The 17,261-nt window shown below is 57.9% G+C and carries 18 protein-coding genes; 11 read left to right on the top strand and 7 right to left on the bottom strand.

Translation table 11 applies throughout. From position 1 onward, the window contains the following. Positions 1-335 precede the first annotated feature (335 nt). Positions 336-611, bottom strand: a complete 276-nt coding sequence (locus tag VG146_18675) for a Smr/MutS family protein (GenBank protein HEV2394379.1) — start codon at positions 609-611, stop codon at positions 336-338. A 338-nt stretch (positions 612-949) separates the two neighbouring features. Here VG146_18675 and VG146_18670 point away from each other — a divergent pair, with 338 nt between their 5' ends. The 4 genes from VG146_18670 to rsfS all read left to right on the top strand — a co-directional run bounded on the left by VG146_18670 (position 950) and on the right by rsfS (position 4,937). Beyond that, a complete protein-coding gene (locus VG146_18670) occupies positions 950-1,432 on the top strand; it encodes a GNAT family N-acetyltransferase (GenBank protein HEV2394378.1) in 483 nt (160 codons plus the stop codon). A gap of 79 nt (positions 1,433-1,511) precedes the next feature. Continuing rightward, positions 1,512-3,875 (top strand): carbon starvation CstA family protein, encoded by a 2,364-nt coding sequence (locus tag VG146_18665; GenBank protein HEV2394377.1) that lies wholly within the window; start codon positions 1,512-1,514, stop codon positions 3,873-3,875. A gap of 78 nt (positions 3,876-3,953) precedes the next feature. Beyond that, positions 3,954-4,544 (top strand): nicotinate (nicotinamide) nucleotide adenylyltransferase, encoded by a 591-nt coding sequence (gene nadD / locus VG146_18660; GenBank protein HEV2394376.1) that lies wholly within the window; start codon positions 3,954-3,956, stop codon positions 4,542-4,544. Between the two features lie 27 nt (positions 4,545-4,571). Beyond that, a complete protein-coding gene (gene rsfS, locus VG146_18655) occupies positions 4,572-4,937 on the top strand; it encodes a ribosome silencing factor (protein HEV2394375.1) in 366 nt (121 codons plus the stop codon). 19 nt (positions 4,938-4,956) lie between these two features. Here the strand turns inward: rsfS and VG146_18650 are convergent, their stop codons facing one another. Both VG146_18650 and VG146_18645 read right to left on the bottom strand, forming a co-directional pair. Then, the gene (locus tag VG146_18650; protein HEV2394374.1) at positions 4,957-5,241 is read right to left on the bottom strand and encodes a PUR family DNA/RNA-binding protein; all 285 of its coding nucleotides are present in this window, start codon (positions 5,239-5,241) and stop codon (positions 4,957-4,959) included. A gap of 75 nt (positions 5,242-5,316) precedes the next feature. Then, entirely contained in the window at positions 5,317-5,886 is a 570-nt protein-coding gene (locus VG146_18645; protein HEV2394373.1) for a hypothetical protein, read from the bottom strand. Positions 5,887-6,055: 169 nt separating this feature from the next. Here VG146_18645 and VG146_18640 point away from each other — a divergent pair, with 169 nt between their 5' ends. Genes VG146_18640 through VG146_18630 form a run of 3 tightly spaced genes read left to right on the top strand, consistent with a single transcriptional unit; the run spans position 6,056 to position 9,456 of the window. Next, positions 6,056-8,527 carry a hypothetical protein gene (locus VG146_18640; GenBank protein ID HEV2394372.1) on the top strand — a complete coding sequence of 824 codons (2,472 nt, stop codon included), beginning with the start codon at positions 6,056-6,058 and terminating at the stop codon, positions 8,525-8,527. 12 nt (positions 8,528-8,539) lie between these two features. Further along, positions 8,540-8,689 (top strand): hypothetical protein, encoded by a 150-nt coding sequence (locus VG146_18635; protein ID HEV2394371.1) that lies wholly within the window; start codon positions 8,540-8,542, stop codon positions 8,687-8,689. 8 nt (positions 8,690-8,697) lie between these two features. Beyond that, positions 8,698-9,456 carry a nucleotidyltransferase family protein gene (locus VG146_18630; GenBank protein HEV2394370.1) on the top strand — a complete coding sequence of 253 codons (759 nt, stop codon included), beginning with the start codon at positions 8,698-8,700 and terminating at the stop codon, positions 9,454-9,456. Positions 9,457-9,515: 59 nt separating this feature from the next. Here the strand turns inward: VG146_18630 and VG146_18625 are convergent, their stop codons facing one another. Both VG146_18625 and VG146_18620 read right to left on the bottom strand, forming a co-directional pair. After that, the gene (locus tag VG146_18625; GenBank protein HEV2394369.1) at positions 9,516-10,121 is read right to left on the bottom strand and encodes a zf-HC2 domain-containing protein; all 606 of its coding nucleotides are present in this window, start codon (positions 10,119-10,121) and stop codon (positions 9,516-9,518) included. Beyond that, complete coding sequence (locus tag VG146_18620) at positions 10,102-10,887, bottom strand: sigma-70 family RNA polymerase sigma factor (protein ID HEV2394368.1); 786 nt, start codon at positions 10,885-10,887, stop codon at positions 10,102-10,104. Before VG146_18620 ends, VG146_18625 begins: the two co-directional genes overlap by 20 nt. 230 nt (positions 10,888-11,117) lie before the next feature. On the opposite strand from VG146_18620, the gene VG146_18615 reads away from it, so the two are divergent. Further along, positions 11,118-11,579 (top strand): DUF6249 domain-containing protein, encoded by a 462-nt coding sequence (locus VG146_18615; GenBank protein HEV2394367.1) that lies wholly within the window; start codon positions 11,118-11,120, stop codon positions 11,577-11,579. A gap of 21 nt (positions 11,580-11,600) precedes the next feature. Further along, entirely contained in the window at positions 11,601-12,716 is a 1,116-nt protein-coding gene (locus VG146_18610) for a DUF4097 family beta strand repeat-containing protein (GenBank protein HEV2394366.1), read from the top strand. A 1-nt stretch (position 12,717) separates the two neighbouring features. Here the strand turns inward: VG146_18610 and VG146_18605 are convergent, their stop codons facing one another. Continuing rightward, the gene (locus VG146_18605) at positions 12,718-13,869 is read right to left on the bottom strand and encodes an ATP-binding protein (GenBank protein ID HEV2394365.1); all 1,152 of its coding nucleotides are present in this window, start codon (positions 13,867-13,869) and stop codon (positions 12,718-12,720) included. Between the two features lie 190 nt (positions 13,870-14,059). Next, a complete protein-coding gene (locus VG146_18600) occupies positions 14,060-14,455 on the bottom strand; it encodes a response regulator (GenBank protein HEV2394364.1) in 396 nt (131 codons plus the stop codon). Between the two features lie 131 nt (positions 14,456-14,586). On the opposite strand from VG146_18600, the gene VG146_18595 reads away from it, so the two are divergent. Then, positions 14,587-15,450 (top strand): hypothetical protein, encoded by an 864-nt coding sequence (locus VG146_18595; protein HEV2394363.1) that lies wholly within the window; start codon positions 14,587-14,589, stop codon positions 15,448-15,450. Further along, complete coding sequence (locus VG146_18590; GenBank protein HEV2394362.1) at positions 15,447-16,250, top strand: dienelactone hydrolase family protein; 804 nt, start codon at positions 15,447-15,449, stop codon at positions 16,248-16,250. The genes VG146_18595 and VG146_18590 overlap by 4 nt, the downstream gene beginning before the upstream one ends. The last annotated feature ends 1,011 nt before the right edge of the window (positions 16,251-17,261 follow it).

Genomic DNA, 17,261 nt, shown 5'->3' with positions numbered 1-17,261 from the left:
CCGAGTCATTGGCGCGAGTTCATTGAAACCCGGGATGCTGTCCTATCAGTAGTCAGCCGGCCGTTGCGCCCGCGTCAATTGGTGAGCAACGGAATTGCTATCCGAGCCCAGCTTAAAGAACGGCGTCGCGCTCGGACGTCTCAACTGAGCAGGTATCCTTGGGAAACCCTTTCATTAAGTTAGCGCCTATGCCCCTGCGGGGTTTGGTGTCTTCAGGGCAGGGGCGTTACTATAAACAGGCCACCCCTAACGGGGGTTTGCGCGCCAGGCGCCGCAAGTCCACTTAAATGCGCACATGCAAAAATGTGGGTAATGACAAGAGTTTTCAACCTGTCTCAGCCCTCTTTTCTCAGGCGCACAATCGTCGCGCCCCAGCCCCCGAATTGAGGATGATCGAGCGTAAATGAGATGACCTCCGGGTGCTTGGAAAGAATCGAGTGAACGGTGCGCCTCAGGGCTCCAGTCCCTTTTCCATGAATGATGCGCACCTGAAAGATGCTGCGCTCACGGCAGGCTCCCATGTAATCCGCCACGAGGTTCTGCACCTCTCGCGGATTGAACGTGTGCAAATCCAGCACCCCATCGATAGGCAACCGAATGGGCTCCTCCATCGCATTAAGTGATAAGCATTTCTTTCACCGGCCGGCCTTAGCCGGAACATGCAGAAAGAAACAGGAGGAAACGGAGAGAACAGAGATTCGATTCTTGAAGCACTTTGTGAGCAATGAGGCGCCAACAGCGTCTCACCATTTAGTGCGCAGCCACAAGGGCGCAAGGCATAATTCTGGCTTCGTGTTCACACCTCTGTTTTCTCTGTTATCTCCTGTTCAATCTGACTGGTTACGGCCTAAAAGCTTGTTTTGATGTTTCTGCTTCTCGTATTGATTCCCCGCGCCGCCCTTTTAACATAGGGCCCATCAGCATCGAGATCAATATACGACCGGCGGCCTTGAGCGATGCGCCGGTCCTGGCCGAATTCAATATTCGACTGGCGCACGAGACCGAGAACATGCGCCTGGACCCAACGACCGTTGCGCTGGGAATAGCGGCTCTGCTGCGGGACGCGGCCAAGGGGGTGTATTATGTGGCGGAGGTCAACGGCGCGGTGGTCGGCCAGGTCATGATCACTTATGAATGGAGCGACTGGCGCAACGGCAATCTCTGGTGGCTCCAGAGCGTTTATGTCCAGAAGGAGTTCCGTGGCCGTGGGGTGTTCCGCGCGCTATTTGGGCATCTGACAACACTGGCGCGAGGCCAAGGCGAGGTTCGCGCGCTGCGCCTCTACATGCACTCGGAAAACGAGCGCGCACGCCGTTCGTATGAAGCCCTGGGAATGCGGCGCACAGCCTACGAGGTTTTCGAGCTCGATTTGCCCGCATCAGAAGCTGCGCGAACCGATTCGGCAGCGCGCGAGGGAGCGACTGGATTATGATCCTGTGTTTTGGCAGCGGACCAAAACCCGGCATGGGTTTCCTGTCTAAAGACGCCAGCCGGCCCCTTGCTCTCGGCCAATGAAGAAGCCTATTGCGACTATTCTCTGGGTCGCCGTGGCGGTCCTGGGCGCCTGGGCGTATGGGACTCTTGCTTTGCGCCGGGGTGAGCCGCTCAGCTCGGCTTATATCCTGGTGGCAGCGCTGTGCAGTTATGCCATTGGCTACCGGTTCTATTCGAAATGGATTGCCGCCCGCGTGTTAGCCCTCGATGATCGCCGAGCCACCCCATGCCAGGTACATGATGATGGAAAGGATTTCGTGCGCACAAACAAATGGATCGTGTTCGGCCACCATTTCGCGGCGATCTCCGGGCCCGGCCCGTTAGTTGGGCCGGCCCTGGCGGCGCAATTCGGGTATCTGCCGGGGACGCTCTGGATACTGATTGGGGTGACCCTTGGAGGGGCGGTGCAGGATTTTGTGGTGCTGTTCTGCTCGATGCGGCGCGACGGCAAGTCGCTTGGCCAAATGGTCCGGGAGGAATTAAATGCACCGGCGGGCTTTATTGCGTTGCTGGCGATTCTGGGGATTATGGTGATCCTGCTGGCTGTGCTGGGCCTTGTGGTGGTTAAGGCGCTGGCTGAAAGTCCTTGGGGTGTGTTCACCGTCGGCGCCACGATTCCCATCGCCTTGTTCATGGGCGGGTATCTGCGCTATTGGCGGGTTGGGAAAGTGCTCGAGGCCTCAGCTTTTGGTGTTGCTGGATTGTTACTGGCAGTCTGGGGGGGCAAACTCGTTTATGAAAACGCGCATTGGGCGTCTGTTTTCGGGCTGCACGACATCACCTTGGCCTGGATGCTGATTCTCTACGGGCTGGCTGCGAGCGTGCTGCCAGTCTGGTTGCTGCTGGCCCCACGCGATTACTTGAGCACTTTCGTCAAGCTGGGCACCATCTTCGCCCTGGCATTGGGCATTCTGGTGGTACTGCCGCGCCTCCAGATGCCCGCCCTGAGCCGGTTTGTGGATGGCTCCGGGCCGATTGTTGCCGGCAAGATATTTCCCTTCTGCTTCATCACCATCGCTTGCGGCGCCATCTCCGGGTTTCACACGTTGATTGCCAGTGGCACAACTCCCAAGATGATTACCCGCGAATCCTATGCCCGATCGATTGGTTACGGAGCGATGTGCCTGGAATCGCTGGTCGCCATTATGGCCTTGATCGCCGCCTGCACGCTCGAACCGGGCGTGTACCTGAGCATGAACATCAAAGGGGACCCCGCCGCCACGGCAGCCAAAATAACCTCGCTGGATTTCCCCGTCACAGTCCAGCACATGACCGATTTGGCTGGGCAATTGGGTGAGAAAACCCTTTTTGGCCGCACCGGTGGGGCGGCGACGCTGGCTGTTGGGATGGCGGGGATTTTCTCGCGAGTCGTCAGCGGGCACGGGCTCGATCTGTGGTATCACTTCGCTATAATGTTCGAGGCGCTGTTCATCCTGACGACCCTGGATGCCGGCACCCGCGTAGGCCGCTATTTGCTCCAGGATGTCTTAGGTCAGCTCTGGCAGCCGCTGGGCCGAACAGGGAATATCGGGTCCAATATTCTATCCAGCGGGTTGATGGTCGGGTTCTGGGGTTGTTTTCTTATTCAAGGGGTGCGCGACCCCCTGGGAGGCATTAACTCGCTCTGGCCGCTCTTTGGCATAGCCAACCAGATGCTCGCCGCCATCGCCCTGTGCCTCGCAACAACCATCCTGCTGAAAATGGCCTTGCGCAGCCCAAACCCTGCCACCGCCAATATTGGCCGCTTTTGCCTGATTACTCTCATCCCGCTGGTCTGGCTATTGGCAGCCACTATGACCGCTGGTGTGGAAAAGATTTGGCATCCCGACCCGCGCATTGGCTTCGTGGCGCAAGCCCAAGCTCTCGACCAACAACAGTCCCAACTTGAGAACACCCTCCATGCTACGGAGCTTGCGCGTGATCCCGCCGCACGCGCCCCCATCGAAAGAGCCCTGCGCGCCAATCGCGTCCTCCATTTTAATAATGTGCTTGATGCAATTGTGGCGGGTGTTTTTCTGGTGCTGGTAACTCTCATTGTGCTGTTAAGCGTACGTGAATGGGTGTTGCTCATGGTCCGGCGGAAGGCGGCTGTGCTGCGGGAAACCGAGCCGGTTTGGCTGCCGGTTGAGGCGGGAAAGCCTTCCAGTTCACTGTGCGTCACGGCCATGGCGACGCTGGCCGTTGCACTCGCCAAGGAACTCTCCGGGGAAGCTGCTTTGCATCGGGCAGCAGAACGCGAGATGGCTTCCTCTGAGCAGTGTGGCAACAGCACAGAATCGTTGTCTAACATTACGGGCAGAAAACTCAGGGGCAAGATGGACCCCAAAATCTACATCGAAACGACGCGGCATCGCTTCAATGGAACCCGGCGTTGCTGCTGAGATGACAGAGGTCTGTAACATGCGCTGCAACCGTAAGCTGCCGGGGATTCTCCCTATCCCCCTTCGCGCGCTGAGATTATGACCACCACGCTACCCCAACGCATTGGTTTATTCGGCGGTTCCTTTGACCCGGTGCATCTGGGCCATTTGTTGGTGGCCCAGGCCGCACGGGAGGAGTTGAGTTTGGACAGGCTTTTTTTCATTCCTGCCGCGCAATCACCCTTTAAGCCCGAGCGCAAACCGACCCCTGCCGCCCAGCGTCTGCGCCTGTTGCGCCTGGCACTCGCCGGCAAGGTCTGGTGTGAACTGGACCAGCAGGAAATTCGGCGTGGCGGCATCTCCTATACTGTCGATACTGTGCGCGATTACGCCCGCCGGTTTCCCCAAGCCGAACTATTCTACCTCATCGGAGCAGACCATCTCCCGCAGTTGCCCAAGTGGCGCGAGGCGGAAGAACTTGCGCAACTCGTGCAATTCGTCGTCACTCCGCGCCCTGGGGAGGCAAAACCCTCACTGCCGCCCCCTTTTCGCGGCAGAGCCTTGACCGGCTTCCCTCTGGGGGTCTCCTCCTCCCAGGTCCGAGCCCGGGTGCAGGCTGGCCAGGAAATTGAAACATTGGTCGCTCCAGCCGTTGCTGAAGCGATTCATAACAATGGACTTTATCTTTAACCGGCTTTAGGCCATCGTTTCACCCAGATGGATTCGAGAAAACTCGCTCTGCTCTGCCGCGAACTGGCAGATAACAAAAAGGCGGAAGACATCGTTATCCTGGACGTGCGCGAGCTATCCTCCGTCACGGACTATTTCGTCATCGCCTCCGGCACCAGCGAACCGCATTTGCGGGCGATTGTGGACGAGATAACTGAAAAGTTGCGTCAAGATTACTCGCTGCGGCCCCGCGCAGTGGATGGAACGTTCCAGGCAGCCTGGATCGTGCTCGATTTCTTCGATGTCATCGTTCACATCATGCGGGCGGACCTCCGGAAACGTTACGATCTGGAAACTCTTTGGGGCGATGCCTCGCGCGTGCGCCCCCGCAGACGCGCCGCTGCCAAAGCCTAGCCGGAGGGCGCCCTGCTGGTTATTCGGCCTTTGGGGGCGCCTCGCTCGATGCCTTGACCATTTCGTCGAGCAATTTCCTGAATTCCTCCAAACCAGGCGCCGGAATAATGATCGTATCGCGCCGGCCACCCACGTCCTCGGTAATCCGCAAGAATCGGCCGCGTGGGTTCTCTTTCAGCGCGAAAAGAAAGGTCTTGCGCTCGATCTGAATCTTATCCGATTTAAGGGTGTCTTCATTCGACGGCGGTTTGGGAGCACCATAATGCCGGCTGCCGTAAGGCGATGGACGGTCGTTTGAAATCATACTCACTTCCCGTTGCGGGGCGCTCGGGCTGACCCTGCACTTCCTAAAAATAAGGTCAACCTCGATGCCGCTTTGTCAACTGCGGAATTTGGAGGAGGCGCCCACAAAACGCATCGTATCGGGCGGGTTGGCGACGCGCCACAGGTAAACGGCCAACCCCAAAACCGCCAGGCAGTTGAGCCCTGAGGAGACCCCATGCCAGACGCGAAAGGCGCGCCCGTAAGCTTCGCGCTGGGCGGACCGTTCGTATTGCAGGAGATGCCATTGGGCCAGGCGCGGCTGGAGCCAGGCACTTTGGGCAATCCCCACCAGCCACAGACACGCAATCAATGCCAGCCACCCGCGACGCGGGTATTTCCCCAGGTAGAGCCATTCGCCGGTCAGGTGAAGCAGGGCCACCAGGCTGCAACCCACATACCAATGGAAATAGCGCCGGACCATGACTTGACCAATGGCCACTGAAAAATAATGAAAGTTGTTCGCCCCCAGCAAATCCCGCATGTCGGCTGATGAAAAAGCGGGGGCTGCGCCCAGCATAAAGAAAACGGCCGCCCCAAACCACACCCCCGCGTTGATAATGCCGATCAATCTCAGGAGCCCAATCACGGAGCGACCGTAGGCAAAAACACCAACAATGCCAAGCATCGAGTGACCGCCGGGAGCGATGCTCGCTTGGGACCATGCTTAAATGCGCCCTGTCGCCTTTAATGGCTTTGATGGGATTCCTTTTTGTTTACTTGACTAAGGAAGGTTGTTTCTGGAACACTTCTGGCGTGAAGAACCTGCCGAGATCGAAGGAAGGATTCAACTGTAGATGATACGCCAATGCTTGATTCGGCTCACCTGGTGTGTGTTGTTGTGCGCAGGACTGAAGACCTGGGCTGGACCGATCTCGCTGGACAATCCACTCTCGTTTTTTACGAATGTGAGCGCACGGCTCCTGCAGTCTCAACTGAACCTCGACGTGAATCACATCCTGGTCTATCCCACCGACCAGTACACCCCTGCCGCACACCGGCTGCTTCAGGTCGCCGCGAATTTGTACGATGCCACCACCAACCGTGCGGTGAGCGCCTATCCGTTTTGCCCGTCGGTTTTTCGTCCAGTGTTCAGACGTGACACGACAGGCAATGTTTTCATTGCCGGTTACCTCGATGTGGAGGACGACAGCATGGTTCAGGCAGGCACAGCACCGGCCATGGTGGACCTGGCTTCGGGGGGCTTGGCTTTAATTCCCCCAACGGGGACGCCCATAGGAACCATAAGCACCGAGCCGATGGTGCGCGGCTTTCCGCTGGTTATCGGCGCCAAGAAGGGGTTTCCCAATTTCAACGAATTCGCGATGCAGACGTATCTCCATGTCACGCGCCTGCTCGAGTTCCGCCGCGATAACATCAATGGCCCGCTAACCCGAACCAATCAATTGTATGTCGCGACCATTACGAACACTTTTGGGCTGGAAGCCTGGAATTCCTATCAAAATCCGTATCCGCGAAACCTGCAACTGATTGCCGCTGTGGATATGACCGCGGTCCTGACCAATGAGTTGGGGACTGTGCTGCTGAGTAACCAGGTTTCGCAGGATGCCTTCACCAACCTGCCCGCCAATAGGTGGCCGGGATGGACAAATGTTGGCCAGGTGCAATCCGCGTTTATGCTTCCCTGGGGCCAAGGACAGGGATTTTTTTTCCTGACCGCCGTAAATTACAGTGACCAACAGCAGGCTTTTATCCCGCTGACCCACACCTTCGAGCAGCAAACTAACTTTTATCTGCCTCGGTGGTGGTTCACGCTCAAGACAGGAGTGCGATTTGTCCTGGTCGACACCGATTTCCACCGGATTGTGGATTACGTGAACCTCGAAGATAACGGCCAAACGGTGGACCTCACTGCAACGCTAGTGAATGGAGCAGACTGCAGTGGCAATCTGGCCACCTTGAGTGATCCGGGCGCCCAGTGGTGCACCAATCGCCAATGGGGCGCTAACGGCACGGATGTTCCCACTCAAGGGCTTCTGAACCAAATTGCCATTTGTCTGGCGCTTAATGGTCAGTTGCCACCCATGTCGTCGATGACTTTGGACCCTTATGCCGGATTGGACGGGGAAACTGCGGTGGATAGCTTCCGCTATAACTTGGAAGGGTGGGGTCCAGTTTATCCCAAAGACCAGGGCAAAACTTTTTATCGCTCAAACGTTTTTTATGTCCCTTTCGATCCCTACCGGCCAATTTTCATTCACACCTCGTGGCAGGCCAATGATCCGTTGGTCCATTATACGATTGGTGATCTAATGGATCTAATTGACGCCACAAATCAGGTGAACTTCGTGTCAGAAAATCCCCCGTTGGGCAACCTGGGGCAAATCAACAATCGATACGAACCTTGGGGCGGCAATCCCGTTACTACTAAGGCCGTCTTGCCCCCATTCGAAATCAGCGCAAAGGACCCGCTAATCACTCGTTCGGATAATTGGGACTTTCCTGCAACAGACCCGCTGAGCCTGGAGTGGCTGGGCCGCGTTCATCGCGGCACGCCCTGGCAAACCATTTTTCTCAAATCGAAAAACATCCTGCAGAGGACCGGGACCATCCCGGCGGCGAGCTTTTTCGCTTGGGAACTCTGGACGGGTAATGGGGTATGGGATTTCAATTTGGACGGGGGTGGCAACTGGGTGCCCGATGCATACCTGACCCTGCCCACAAACGACTGGAGGCTCGCCAGCCTGCTGATGCCACTTCTCGGCACCAACGACCTGCGCGCCCTTCCTTCAGTGAACCAGTCCCAGGTTACTGCTTGGACTGGCCTGCTGAATGAGCTGGTGGCCTTTACAAACCCGACGCCCTCGGAACTCGACAGCGTCATCATTTCATCGAATTCCGCTCAAGCGGCGCTCCTTGCAAATGCCATCAACGCCGAGCGCGCCCTGCAACCGGGTCAGGTGTTTCGCGATGCAGGAGATATTATTGCCACACCTGAGTTGAGTGTGGCTTCTCCCTGGCTCAACAGCGCCAGCACAGCTCCGGATGCCGCTTATGAGGTTCTTCCTTCTCAACTGCTTTGGCTCCTGCGCTCCGACTCGACGGGTTCCATCAATGCCAATCCATCAGGATTTCAGGTCCAATTCACCGGTTACGACGGACTGGCGTACTCGGTGGAGACCTCGACCAACCTTACAGACTGGGTCACGGTGGAGACGGCCTTTCCCACCAATGGCGTGTTCAATTTCCAGGACAATCCTCCAGCGATTGGCGCCTCTCGCTTTTATCGCTCAATGCTTTTGCCTTGAGGAACTCCCCTGATGAGTGAGCAATCAGTCCCGGGCTTGACCAAAGCACTCGACAAAGTTTCCGACAAAGGCAAAAGGCGTCTGCTGAATATCCAAACTCCAGCGCAGGCCAAACAAGTAAGGGTTTTTTCTTTGCTGGACCCTGCCCGTGTGCTGATCTAACCGGCACCATGAAAGCAGTGATTTTGGCGGCGGGCAAAGGGACGCGGATGCGGGACCTGACCAATGAGGTCCCCAAGCCGATGCTCAGGGTGCAGGGCAAACCCATTCTGGAACACATTCTTGAAGGCATCCTGGCAGCCGGCATCCGGGAAGTCTTTTTCGTGACTGGCTTTCGCGCTGAGGCTATTGAGACTTTTTTTGGGGACGGCGCACGGTGGAACGCGCGCATCGCTACGGGGCGGCAGATGGTCCAGGACGGCACGGGCAAAGCCCCGGAACCGGCCAAGGCATTTGTCGGTTCCTCACCCTTTCTGCTCACATACGGGGACATTTTGGTAAAGCCTGATACCTACAAGCGAATGGTCGCCCGTTTTCATGAAAGCCGTTACGCGGGGGTCATTACGGTGACGGCCGGCCAGGACCTGACAAAAGGAGCGGTCAATTTCTTTGACGACCAGTTCTGCCTGAAAGACCTGGTGGAAAAACCGTCTCAGGGGCAATTAGAGCATTTCCGCCGTGAAGGCTGGCTGAAGCCCGGCGCACCCGCCTGGTACAACGCGGGCATCTACATTTTCAAGCCGTTGGTGTTCGAGTTTATTGCGCGGCTGGAGAAATCCCCCCGGGGCGAGTACGAGCTGACGGATGCAATTCGGGCGATGGCGGCTGCAGGCCAGAGAATAGCGGGTTTGGAAATCGAAGGCCGCTGGGTTGATGTGCGCGACCCCGAGGTGCTGGCCCAGCTCGAGGCGGAGACGGGGAACTCGTGAAAGCGCGAGAGCGTGGCGACTGCGCCGACGCTCTGACGCTCCACGTCCAGAGGACCCGGCTATAATTTCCCCATAAGCGGGGTCAGGGGGCGCTTGCCCGCCAATAGCAGGCCGGCCAAGAGGATGAGACATCCTATTGCCAAGCCGGCGGGGATGACCCATTGAACCGGCAGCGACGCGGCCGGCGCGATCGAGACGGCAAGGAAGCGAAGGAGCCAACGGAACAGGAAATAGCCGCCCATGCCAGCCGCTACCGCGTAGCCTAGATTGTCCAGAAACTGTGGCACCTGAGCGCGGAGGAACCGCTTGCTGCAATCGGCCCACCGAGCCGCCAACTCCGCTTCAAGCAATATTTTCCTCTCCTCACGCGCAGCCCGGGTCTCGGGCAACGGCTCTTGATCGAGCCGCTGGCGCAATCGTTGGGCAAAGCCGGCTGACAAAGTGGCCGGTTGGATGCTGCGAGCCAGGGCCTGGTCCAGTGGTTGCCAACCCGATGCCAGGGCGCGGCACGCGGCGCAATGTTCCAGGTGCTGGGTGAGCTCGATGGCATCATCGGCGGCCAGGCGGCCTTCGAGGTAATCCAACAGATGCCCTTCATCCTGGTGCAGCGGCGCTTCTAACCGTTGGCCGAGGCCGGCGGTGCTTTTATATTGTGGAGCGTTCATAATCGAAATATTTCAAAGAGGACGTGGGATCCCCCGCAGCGCTAAGGGTCTTGTTCTCATCCCGGCGGGATGATTGAGAATAGCCCAACGCTTCAGCGTTGGGACGAGGTTGAGAGATGGCCTTAGTCCTGGAGGGACGGCTGAATGAATCACCCAGCCGTGCAGGTCCAGCCTGAGACGAGAGGTCCAGTGCGCGTTTGGCCTCGCAACGCAGGCTGTTTTTAAGCAGTTGCTTTTTAGCCCGGAACAGGAAGGTCTTGACGGTGCCCAGCGGCAACCCGAGCAGCGCGCTGACCTCTTCGTAGGATTTCTCTTCAAGATAAAAGAGGGTGAGCACCTGCCGGTATTTTTCCGGGAGTTGTTCGAGGAGATACTCGATGTCGATTTCGAAGCCGCTTTCGCGATCATTGGACTGAAGGGCGGGCAACGCTTCCGAGGCGTTTTGGAATTCCGGTTCATCGAGCGAGACAGAGGGGCGGGCGGCGCGTTTTTTGAGTTCGGTCAGGCAGGTATTGCGAGCGATTGCATATATCCACGTCGAGAGGGAGGCGCCGCCGTGGTAGCCGGGCAAGCCCTTCCAAATCTTCAAGAGGATTTCCTGGGCCATATCTTCAGCCTGTGCCTGGTTGCGGAGCATGCTCAGGGCCAGGTGAAAGACGCGGGTTCCGTACAGCTCGACCACCCGCTCGAAGGCCTCATAGTACTGCTCGGCATCCAGGCGTTGGCGGATGTCCGCGTCCATGGATTGCTGTGGTTCGGTCGTCACGGTTGTCAAATCGCTCCAGCCGCATGCGGTTCTTATTACTCTTTAGCGCGCCCGCGCGCGGGAAGCGCATGGGCCATCCTGGAACCCAGGAAACCATCCGATAAGGTTTATACTCGATTTAAGGTAAAAAGGTTTCAAAATCTTTTTTGAAACAATTCGGGTCCGCAAGAAGTCGGAACCATCAGAATGGCTGGTTAAACTGACAGAACCCCAAAACCTGAACAAAATGTATGCAAATACCCAATGCTATATTCGGCAGCATGATTGAGCCGGTGGTGGCGCTCTTTATCCCAATTATTGCGATTATCTTCGGTGTCGGCATCGGGATGCTGGCTCTTTACCTGGGCTATCGCAAGCGCAAGGAACTCTTTGTGTTATATCACCAGGAACGCATGGCGGCGCTGGAAAAGGGCGTGGACTTGCCGCCCCTGCCTGACGCCCTGTTTTCTGAGGAGGCGCGCCCCAGCGATCCCCGGCGCCATTTGCTCAAGGGCCTGGTTTGGCTCTTCACGGGCATTGGCCTTGGAGTGGCGTTATGGGCGACAACCGAACTGGGTTTTGCGCTCTTTAGTCTCATCCCGATTGGGATTGGCTTGGCCCATCTCATTTATTATTTTGTCGAAGGCAAGAGCCAAGCCGCCGCCATGGACCAGCGTGCAATACCGCCGGCTCGGCCAGCTACGGTTTCCTAGCGCGGTTCAGAGAAAGGCCCTATGAAAACGAATCAGTCGGTTTTGGTGCGCCTGTCAATTCTCACGCTGGCTGCAGGGACGGTGCTCGCCGCCACGGCCGCCACGACGGAATCAAATCAAAGCAAGGCCTTCCCGGCAAAGGACGGAGGGACGCTGGTGATGGACGTTGACCGGGGCTCAATCACGATCGAGACCAGCGACCGCAGTGACGTAGTCATCGATGTGCAGCGGAAAGTTACCCATGTCAGCACGGCCAGGGCGCAGGAGGTATTCGCCCAACACGAAGTCACGTTCGGACAGGACGGCGCCCGCGTGGAGGTGCATGCCAAATTCAAAAAGGAGCCGGGCCGTTGGTTCAATCGTGGCGGGCAAAACCTGCATGTGGAATACCGTGTCCAGACGCCGCGCCGGTTTAATCTGGAATTAAGGACAGCCGGCGGGGATATCGTTTCGAGCGATATTGAAGGGAGCATAAAGGCCAAAACCGCCGGGGGCAGCCTTCGGTTTGCCACCGTTAAAGGAACGCTCGATGGCCAGACAGCCGGCGGTGATATCCAGCTCACCAGCGCGAGCGGTCCAGTTTCTGTGAAGACAGCCGGCGGGAGCATTCACCTGGGCGCCCTGGTGGCGGACGCGACAGCCGAAACCGCGGGAGGCTCGATTGCAATCGAGTCCACCCAAGGCAAGCTGAAAGCCACAACCAGTGGTGGGGATATCAATATTGGCGACCTGGGCGGTCCGGCTGAAGCTCAGACCGCTGCGGGCTCGATTCATGTAAAGACGGCGCAAGGGGCTCTTATTGCCAAGACTTCCGGCGGAGACATCCGCATTGATGACGCGCAGGATACGGTTTCCGCCCAAACGGCGGCGGGCTCAGTGAAGGTGAGCTTTTCGGCGCAACCTCATGATGATTGCCGGTTGAGCACCTCCGGCGGCGAGATTGAGGTAAAGCTGGCAGAGAACCTGGGTTTTGACGTGGAGGCCGAGACCAGCGGCGGGGAAGTGACCACGGCCATCCCGGTGGCCACAACCGTTGTAGGCAAGCATGACAATAAGCTCAAAGGGAAGATCAACGGAGGCGGCAAGGCATTGGTGCTCAAGACCAGCGCAGGCGATGTAAGGATCAGCAAGCGTTGACTCACTCGTGCCCGTTTGGCAGTGTGAAATAGAAAGTGGCCCCTTGGTTGGGCTTTGCTTCGGCCCAAACCTCACCGCCGTGGCGGGCGAAGATGCGGCGAACCGTCGCCAGGCCAACGCCGGTGCCAGGAAATTCCTTTTCTGAATGGAAGCGCTGAAAAACCCCAAACAAGCGGTCGCTGTAAGCCATGTTGAACCCGGCGCCGTTGTCGCGGACGAAATAATGCGGGGCGCCGTTGGTTTGAGTGGAGCCCAGTTCGATTCGAGGCTGAGGCCTTTTGGCAGTAAATTTCCACGCGTTATCCAGAAGGTTCTCGAGGGCGATTCGCAGCAAGCCCGGGTCGCCATCGGCGAGCAGTTTGGGGGCAATCAACACATCGACTTGGCGTTGCGGTTCGCGTTTGCGGAATTGCTCGATGATGACGGTTGCCAATTCGCTCAGGTCCACTGGCTGGCAGCCCAACTCACCGCGGCTGGCCCGGGATAATTTCATCAGGTCCTCGATGAGCCGGCCCATTCTTTGGCTTGCTTCCAGTGTGTAATCGAGGTAGCGCCGGCCGCGTGGGTCGAGTTGGGGGCCGTACTCCTCCTGGAGCGCCTGGCTAAAGCCATTGATGCTGCGCAAGGGCGCCCGCAGGTCGTGCGAAACGGAATAACTAAAGGCCTCCAGCTCGCGATTGGCGGCTTCCAAGGCGGTCGTGCGTTCCCGCACGCGCTGTTCAAGTTCCGTATTGAGCCGCAACACTTTTTCTTCAACCTGTCTGCGCTCGGTGTCCCGGCTCTGGGCCAGCCATTCCGCCTTTTGCGCGCGTTCCTTGGCGCGGCGCATGGCGTCCGTCACGGCGATGGCCGCCCCGGTTTCAACTAGAAAGGTCAGGGAATAGGCCCATTCGACTGTGCTTTTGGGACCCAGCGTGTGCAACGGGGTGATGAAAAAGTAATCTCCAAGCAAGGCCCCAGCCGCCATGGCCAATAGCCCTGGGCCTAAACCGCCATAGAGAGTGGCAATAATCGAGGCCAGGATAAAAAGCATCAATGGGGCGTGCCCATGGAGAAGCGGGTCGAGCGACCAACGCACGGCGAAAGCGCCCATCACACAGAGGCCCACTGCCCCGTATCGGGCCGGGGCCGAACGTAAGATTTGTAGCTTCACAACATGAGCCCCGGGGAGCCGCACCCAGAGACAGAATAAGTCGCTTCTTTTTTTACGGAGGTTGCGCCGGTCGGGAAATGGGGTAAACGCCCCAGAATGGCAGGACCAATGACAAGGTCAGTTCCAAACCTTTGTTGCTAACCAAGTCACTTTTCCGAGACTGGGCTCACGTGAGTGAGCTGCGGGACCATTATGCAATGGGGAGGAGCTTGCCGATAGCCTGCTGCAGGTCGCGGATGGAAAAAGGCTTGCCCATGAGCAGATCGACGTTCGAAACCTTCCCTGTCCGGTCCGAAATGGCCTCGATATGGGCCGTCATCAAAATAACCGGTTTGCCAGGACACCGTTCCTTGACCGCCTGGGCTACTTCCAAACCGTCCATGTTAGGCAGTCTGAAATCAGTAATGACCAGGTCGTGCAGCTCAGGGTTGAACGCCGCCAGGGCCTTTTCGCCATCCTCGACCACATCGACGGTGTGCCCATCGACGGTCAACGCCATGCGAATGGTGTGAGCCACCAGCGCTTCGTCTTCAACCACCAATATCCGTCTGGGGATGTTGGTCTGGCCTGGGGCAGCAGGTGGCATAAGCTTTGGGCATGGCGGTATCGAATCGCCTGCCGTTGGGTTATCCCATAGTGCCGCTGTTGCTGCAATCACTTTCTGTTCAAAAAAACCATTGTCGAGCGGCGTCTGCTGTGGAATCGTGAAAGGCACCAATGAGCGAATTCAAGTTCGCCTGCCCGGTTTGCGGCCAGCATATTACGGCCGACTCCCGCTCGAGCGGCAGGCGGCTGGAATGCCCCACTTGCTTTCAAAAGATCATTGTCCCTCAAGCCCCTGCCGGCGGGGATTCCAAGCTCATCCTTTCGGCGGTGCAGGCGGATAAACCGCGCCCGTCGGGATTTGATAGCGCCTCGGACTTAAGGCCGGGCGTGCGCAAGCCGCTGAGCAGTTCCATCTTGCCGATGGCTCTGGTAGCGCTGGTGCTTGGGGCTGGCGTCAGCGGCTGGCTGCTGCTGGGGGCCAAGCTCCCGCTGACCTCTGCGCGCGGCTCGAGAGAAATCCCGGAGGCGCTGCGGCCCACGGTTTATCCGGTGCCTGCCAACATCCATTGGACCATGACCCCGAGCCTCGGCCTGATACCGGATGGGCCCGCTGCCGGCAGGATTCACGGAAGCGGCTTCTTTTGCGAACGCGCTACCCTGCAAGGCGGCGTGCTCTCATTGCGCCAAGGCCGCATCTGGCCGCCGGATTTGGGTTTGACCATACGCACCTTTGCCCACCAGCCGGAGGACCTGAGCGGCAAAACCATTGAAGTCATGCCCGAGCGCGGCCCGCCCTTGCCGACAGTCATTCTCAGATGGAAAGATGCCCGGCTGCAGGCTAGGACGGAAGAGTTCCAGACCGGCTACGCCTTGAAACTGGTTTTTGGCCAACCTGCCAACGGACGGATGCCGGGCAAAATCTATCTCAGCTTCCCGGATGATGCGAAGAGCTTTGCGGCGGGGAGCTTTGATGCCCAAATCGGCAAACCCCGTCAAAAGCCGCCAAAGCCAGTCAAAAACCCAGCAAACCAATGAACCGAATTGCAGCTATTGTTCTTATGCTCGCCCTCTTTGGGACCGGCCATTTGCCCGCTCAGGACTGGGCCAAAGCCCGCCTCGAGAAATCCCCGCGTCACCTCGAATGGATTAAAATCAAACACGGCTCACGCGAAGTGAACTGCTTCATCGCTTACCCCGAATCGAGCCAGAAGGTCCCGGCTATCATTGTCGCCCATGAAATCTTTGGCCTGACAGATTGGGTGCGCGGAGTGGCCGATCAGTTGGCCGAAGCCGGCTACATCGCCATCGCGCCGGACCTGCTTTCCGGCAGCGCCCCGGGCGGCGGCGGCACCGCTGAGCTGGGAGGCAATGACGCTGTTCGCAAAGCCATATCATCCCTGCCGGCCCAGCAGGTAACGGCTGATCTCGACGCCGCCGCCGATTACGCAGCCAAATTGCCCGCAGCCAACGGGACGGTGGCGGTCGCTGGGTTTTGTTGGGGCGGCGGGCAGGCCTTCGGTTTTGCCACGCGCAGAAGGGACCTCAAAGCCGCCTTTGTCTTCTATGGCATCCCACCTGCCGACGAGGCGGAGCTGGCTCGAATCCAGTGCCCGGTCTTCGGCTTTTACGCTGGTAATGACGCACGTGTGACCTCGACCGTCGATAAAACCACCGTGCAGATGAAGCAAGCCGGCAAGGTTTTTGAGCCGGTGATCTACCCAGGCGCCGGTCACGGCTTCATGCGCGCGGGTGAAGCGCCGGACGCCAGCCAGCCCAACAAACAAGCCCGCGACCAAGCCTGGCAACGGTGGAAGGAACTGCTGAAAAAGCTCTGAGCATGGCAGTGACTTTGGAATTTTGATTTTAGATTTTCGATTTTTGATTGGGGTAGTGGCCGGGTGAGTCAAGACGCCGAGGAAGGGGCGTAGTCGAACACCGAGGGAAACCGGGCGAGACGACCCGGTGAACCTGCCGACGACACGCTTGCGGGTAGGGGACCTGGGGCGGTTTGTGGTTACATTTGGTGACATTTACCTACATTTGGCTACATTTACCGCCATGTCTGCGATGTGGCCAGCCCTGGATGCCATTTGGGGATAACATTCAACATCGAAGGGGGGGGCCGGGAGGCGAGGTTCGAATGTTGAAGTTGAAGAGACGAACAGCAGGGAAACTGAAATATTAAAAATAGCGTTATTTAACGTTATTTACCGTTATCTAGCGATATGGAGGAGCAGCCAACTGGGGAAGGAAACTGAGATAGCTCCGGTTGACTCCGGTTTTTTGGGGAAGAGGCAATGGCCAACATCCAATGGCCGATAGCCAACGGAAGGGGTGGGGCAAAATGGTCGAAGTGCAATTTGGCGCAATTTGCTGCAATTTCGCGCAACTAACTGCAATTTGGTGCAACCGGTGGCCGGTGGGCGGTGGGCGGTGGTCGGTGGGCTGAAGGCTGAACCGGAGGGGACTAAACCACGGAGGCACGAGAAAGGGGCGGTTTGCCTCCGATTGGTTCCGATTACCTCCGATTACCTCCGATTGGTTCCGGTTCATGAGGAGGCGTGATTTTGTTGGCAGGCCATAAGACCACAGACTGGGAGGTGGGCTTGAGAATCGAGCATCGAACACATCGGAGGCGGCGAAAAGAGGGGGGGACACACCCGGGGACACACCCTCACCCCCACTTTTTGCCGTCAACCCGTCAGGAACACAGAAAGATGGGCATTTTTTTCAAAAAGATCCGTCAATTTCCCGTCAATTTCCCGTCAGGCATCCGTCAGGGAACCGCGAATGGTGGTCGGTGGACGGTGGTCGGTGGACGGTGGTCGGTGGACGGTGGTCTGTGG

This window comes from Verrucomicrobiia bacterium (assembly GCA_035946615.1).
GTDB lineage: Bacteria > Verrucomicrobiota > Verrucomicrobiia > Limisphaerales > UBA8199 > DASYZB01.
This window is presented reverse-complemented; position numbering and strand designations above follow the sequence as displayed.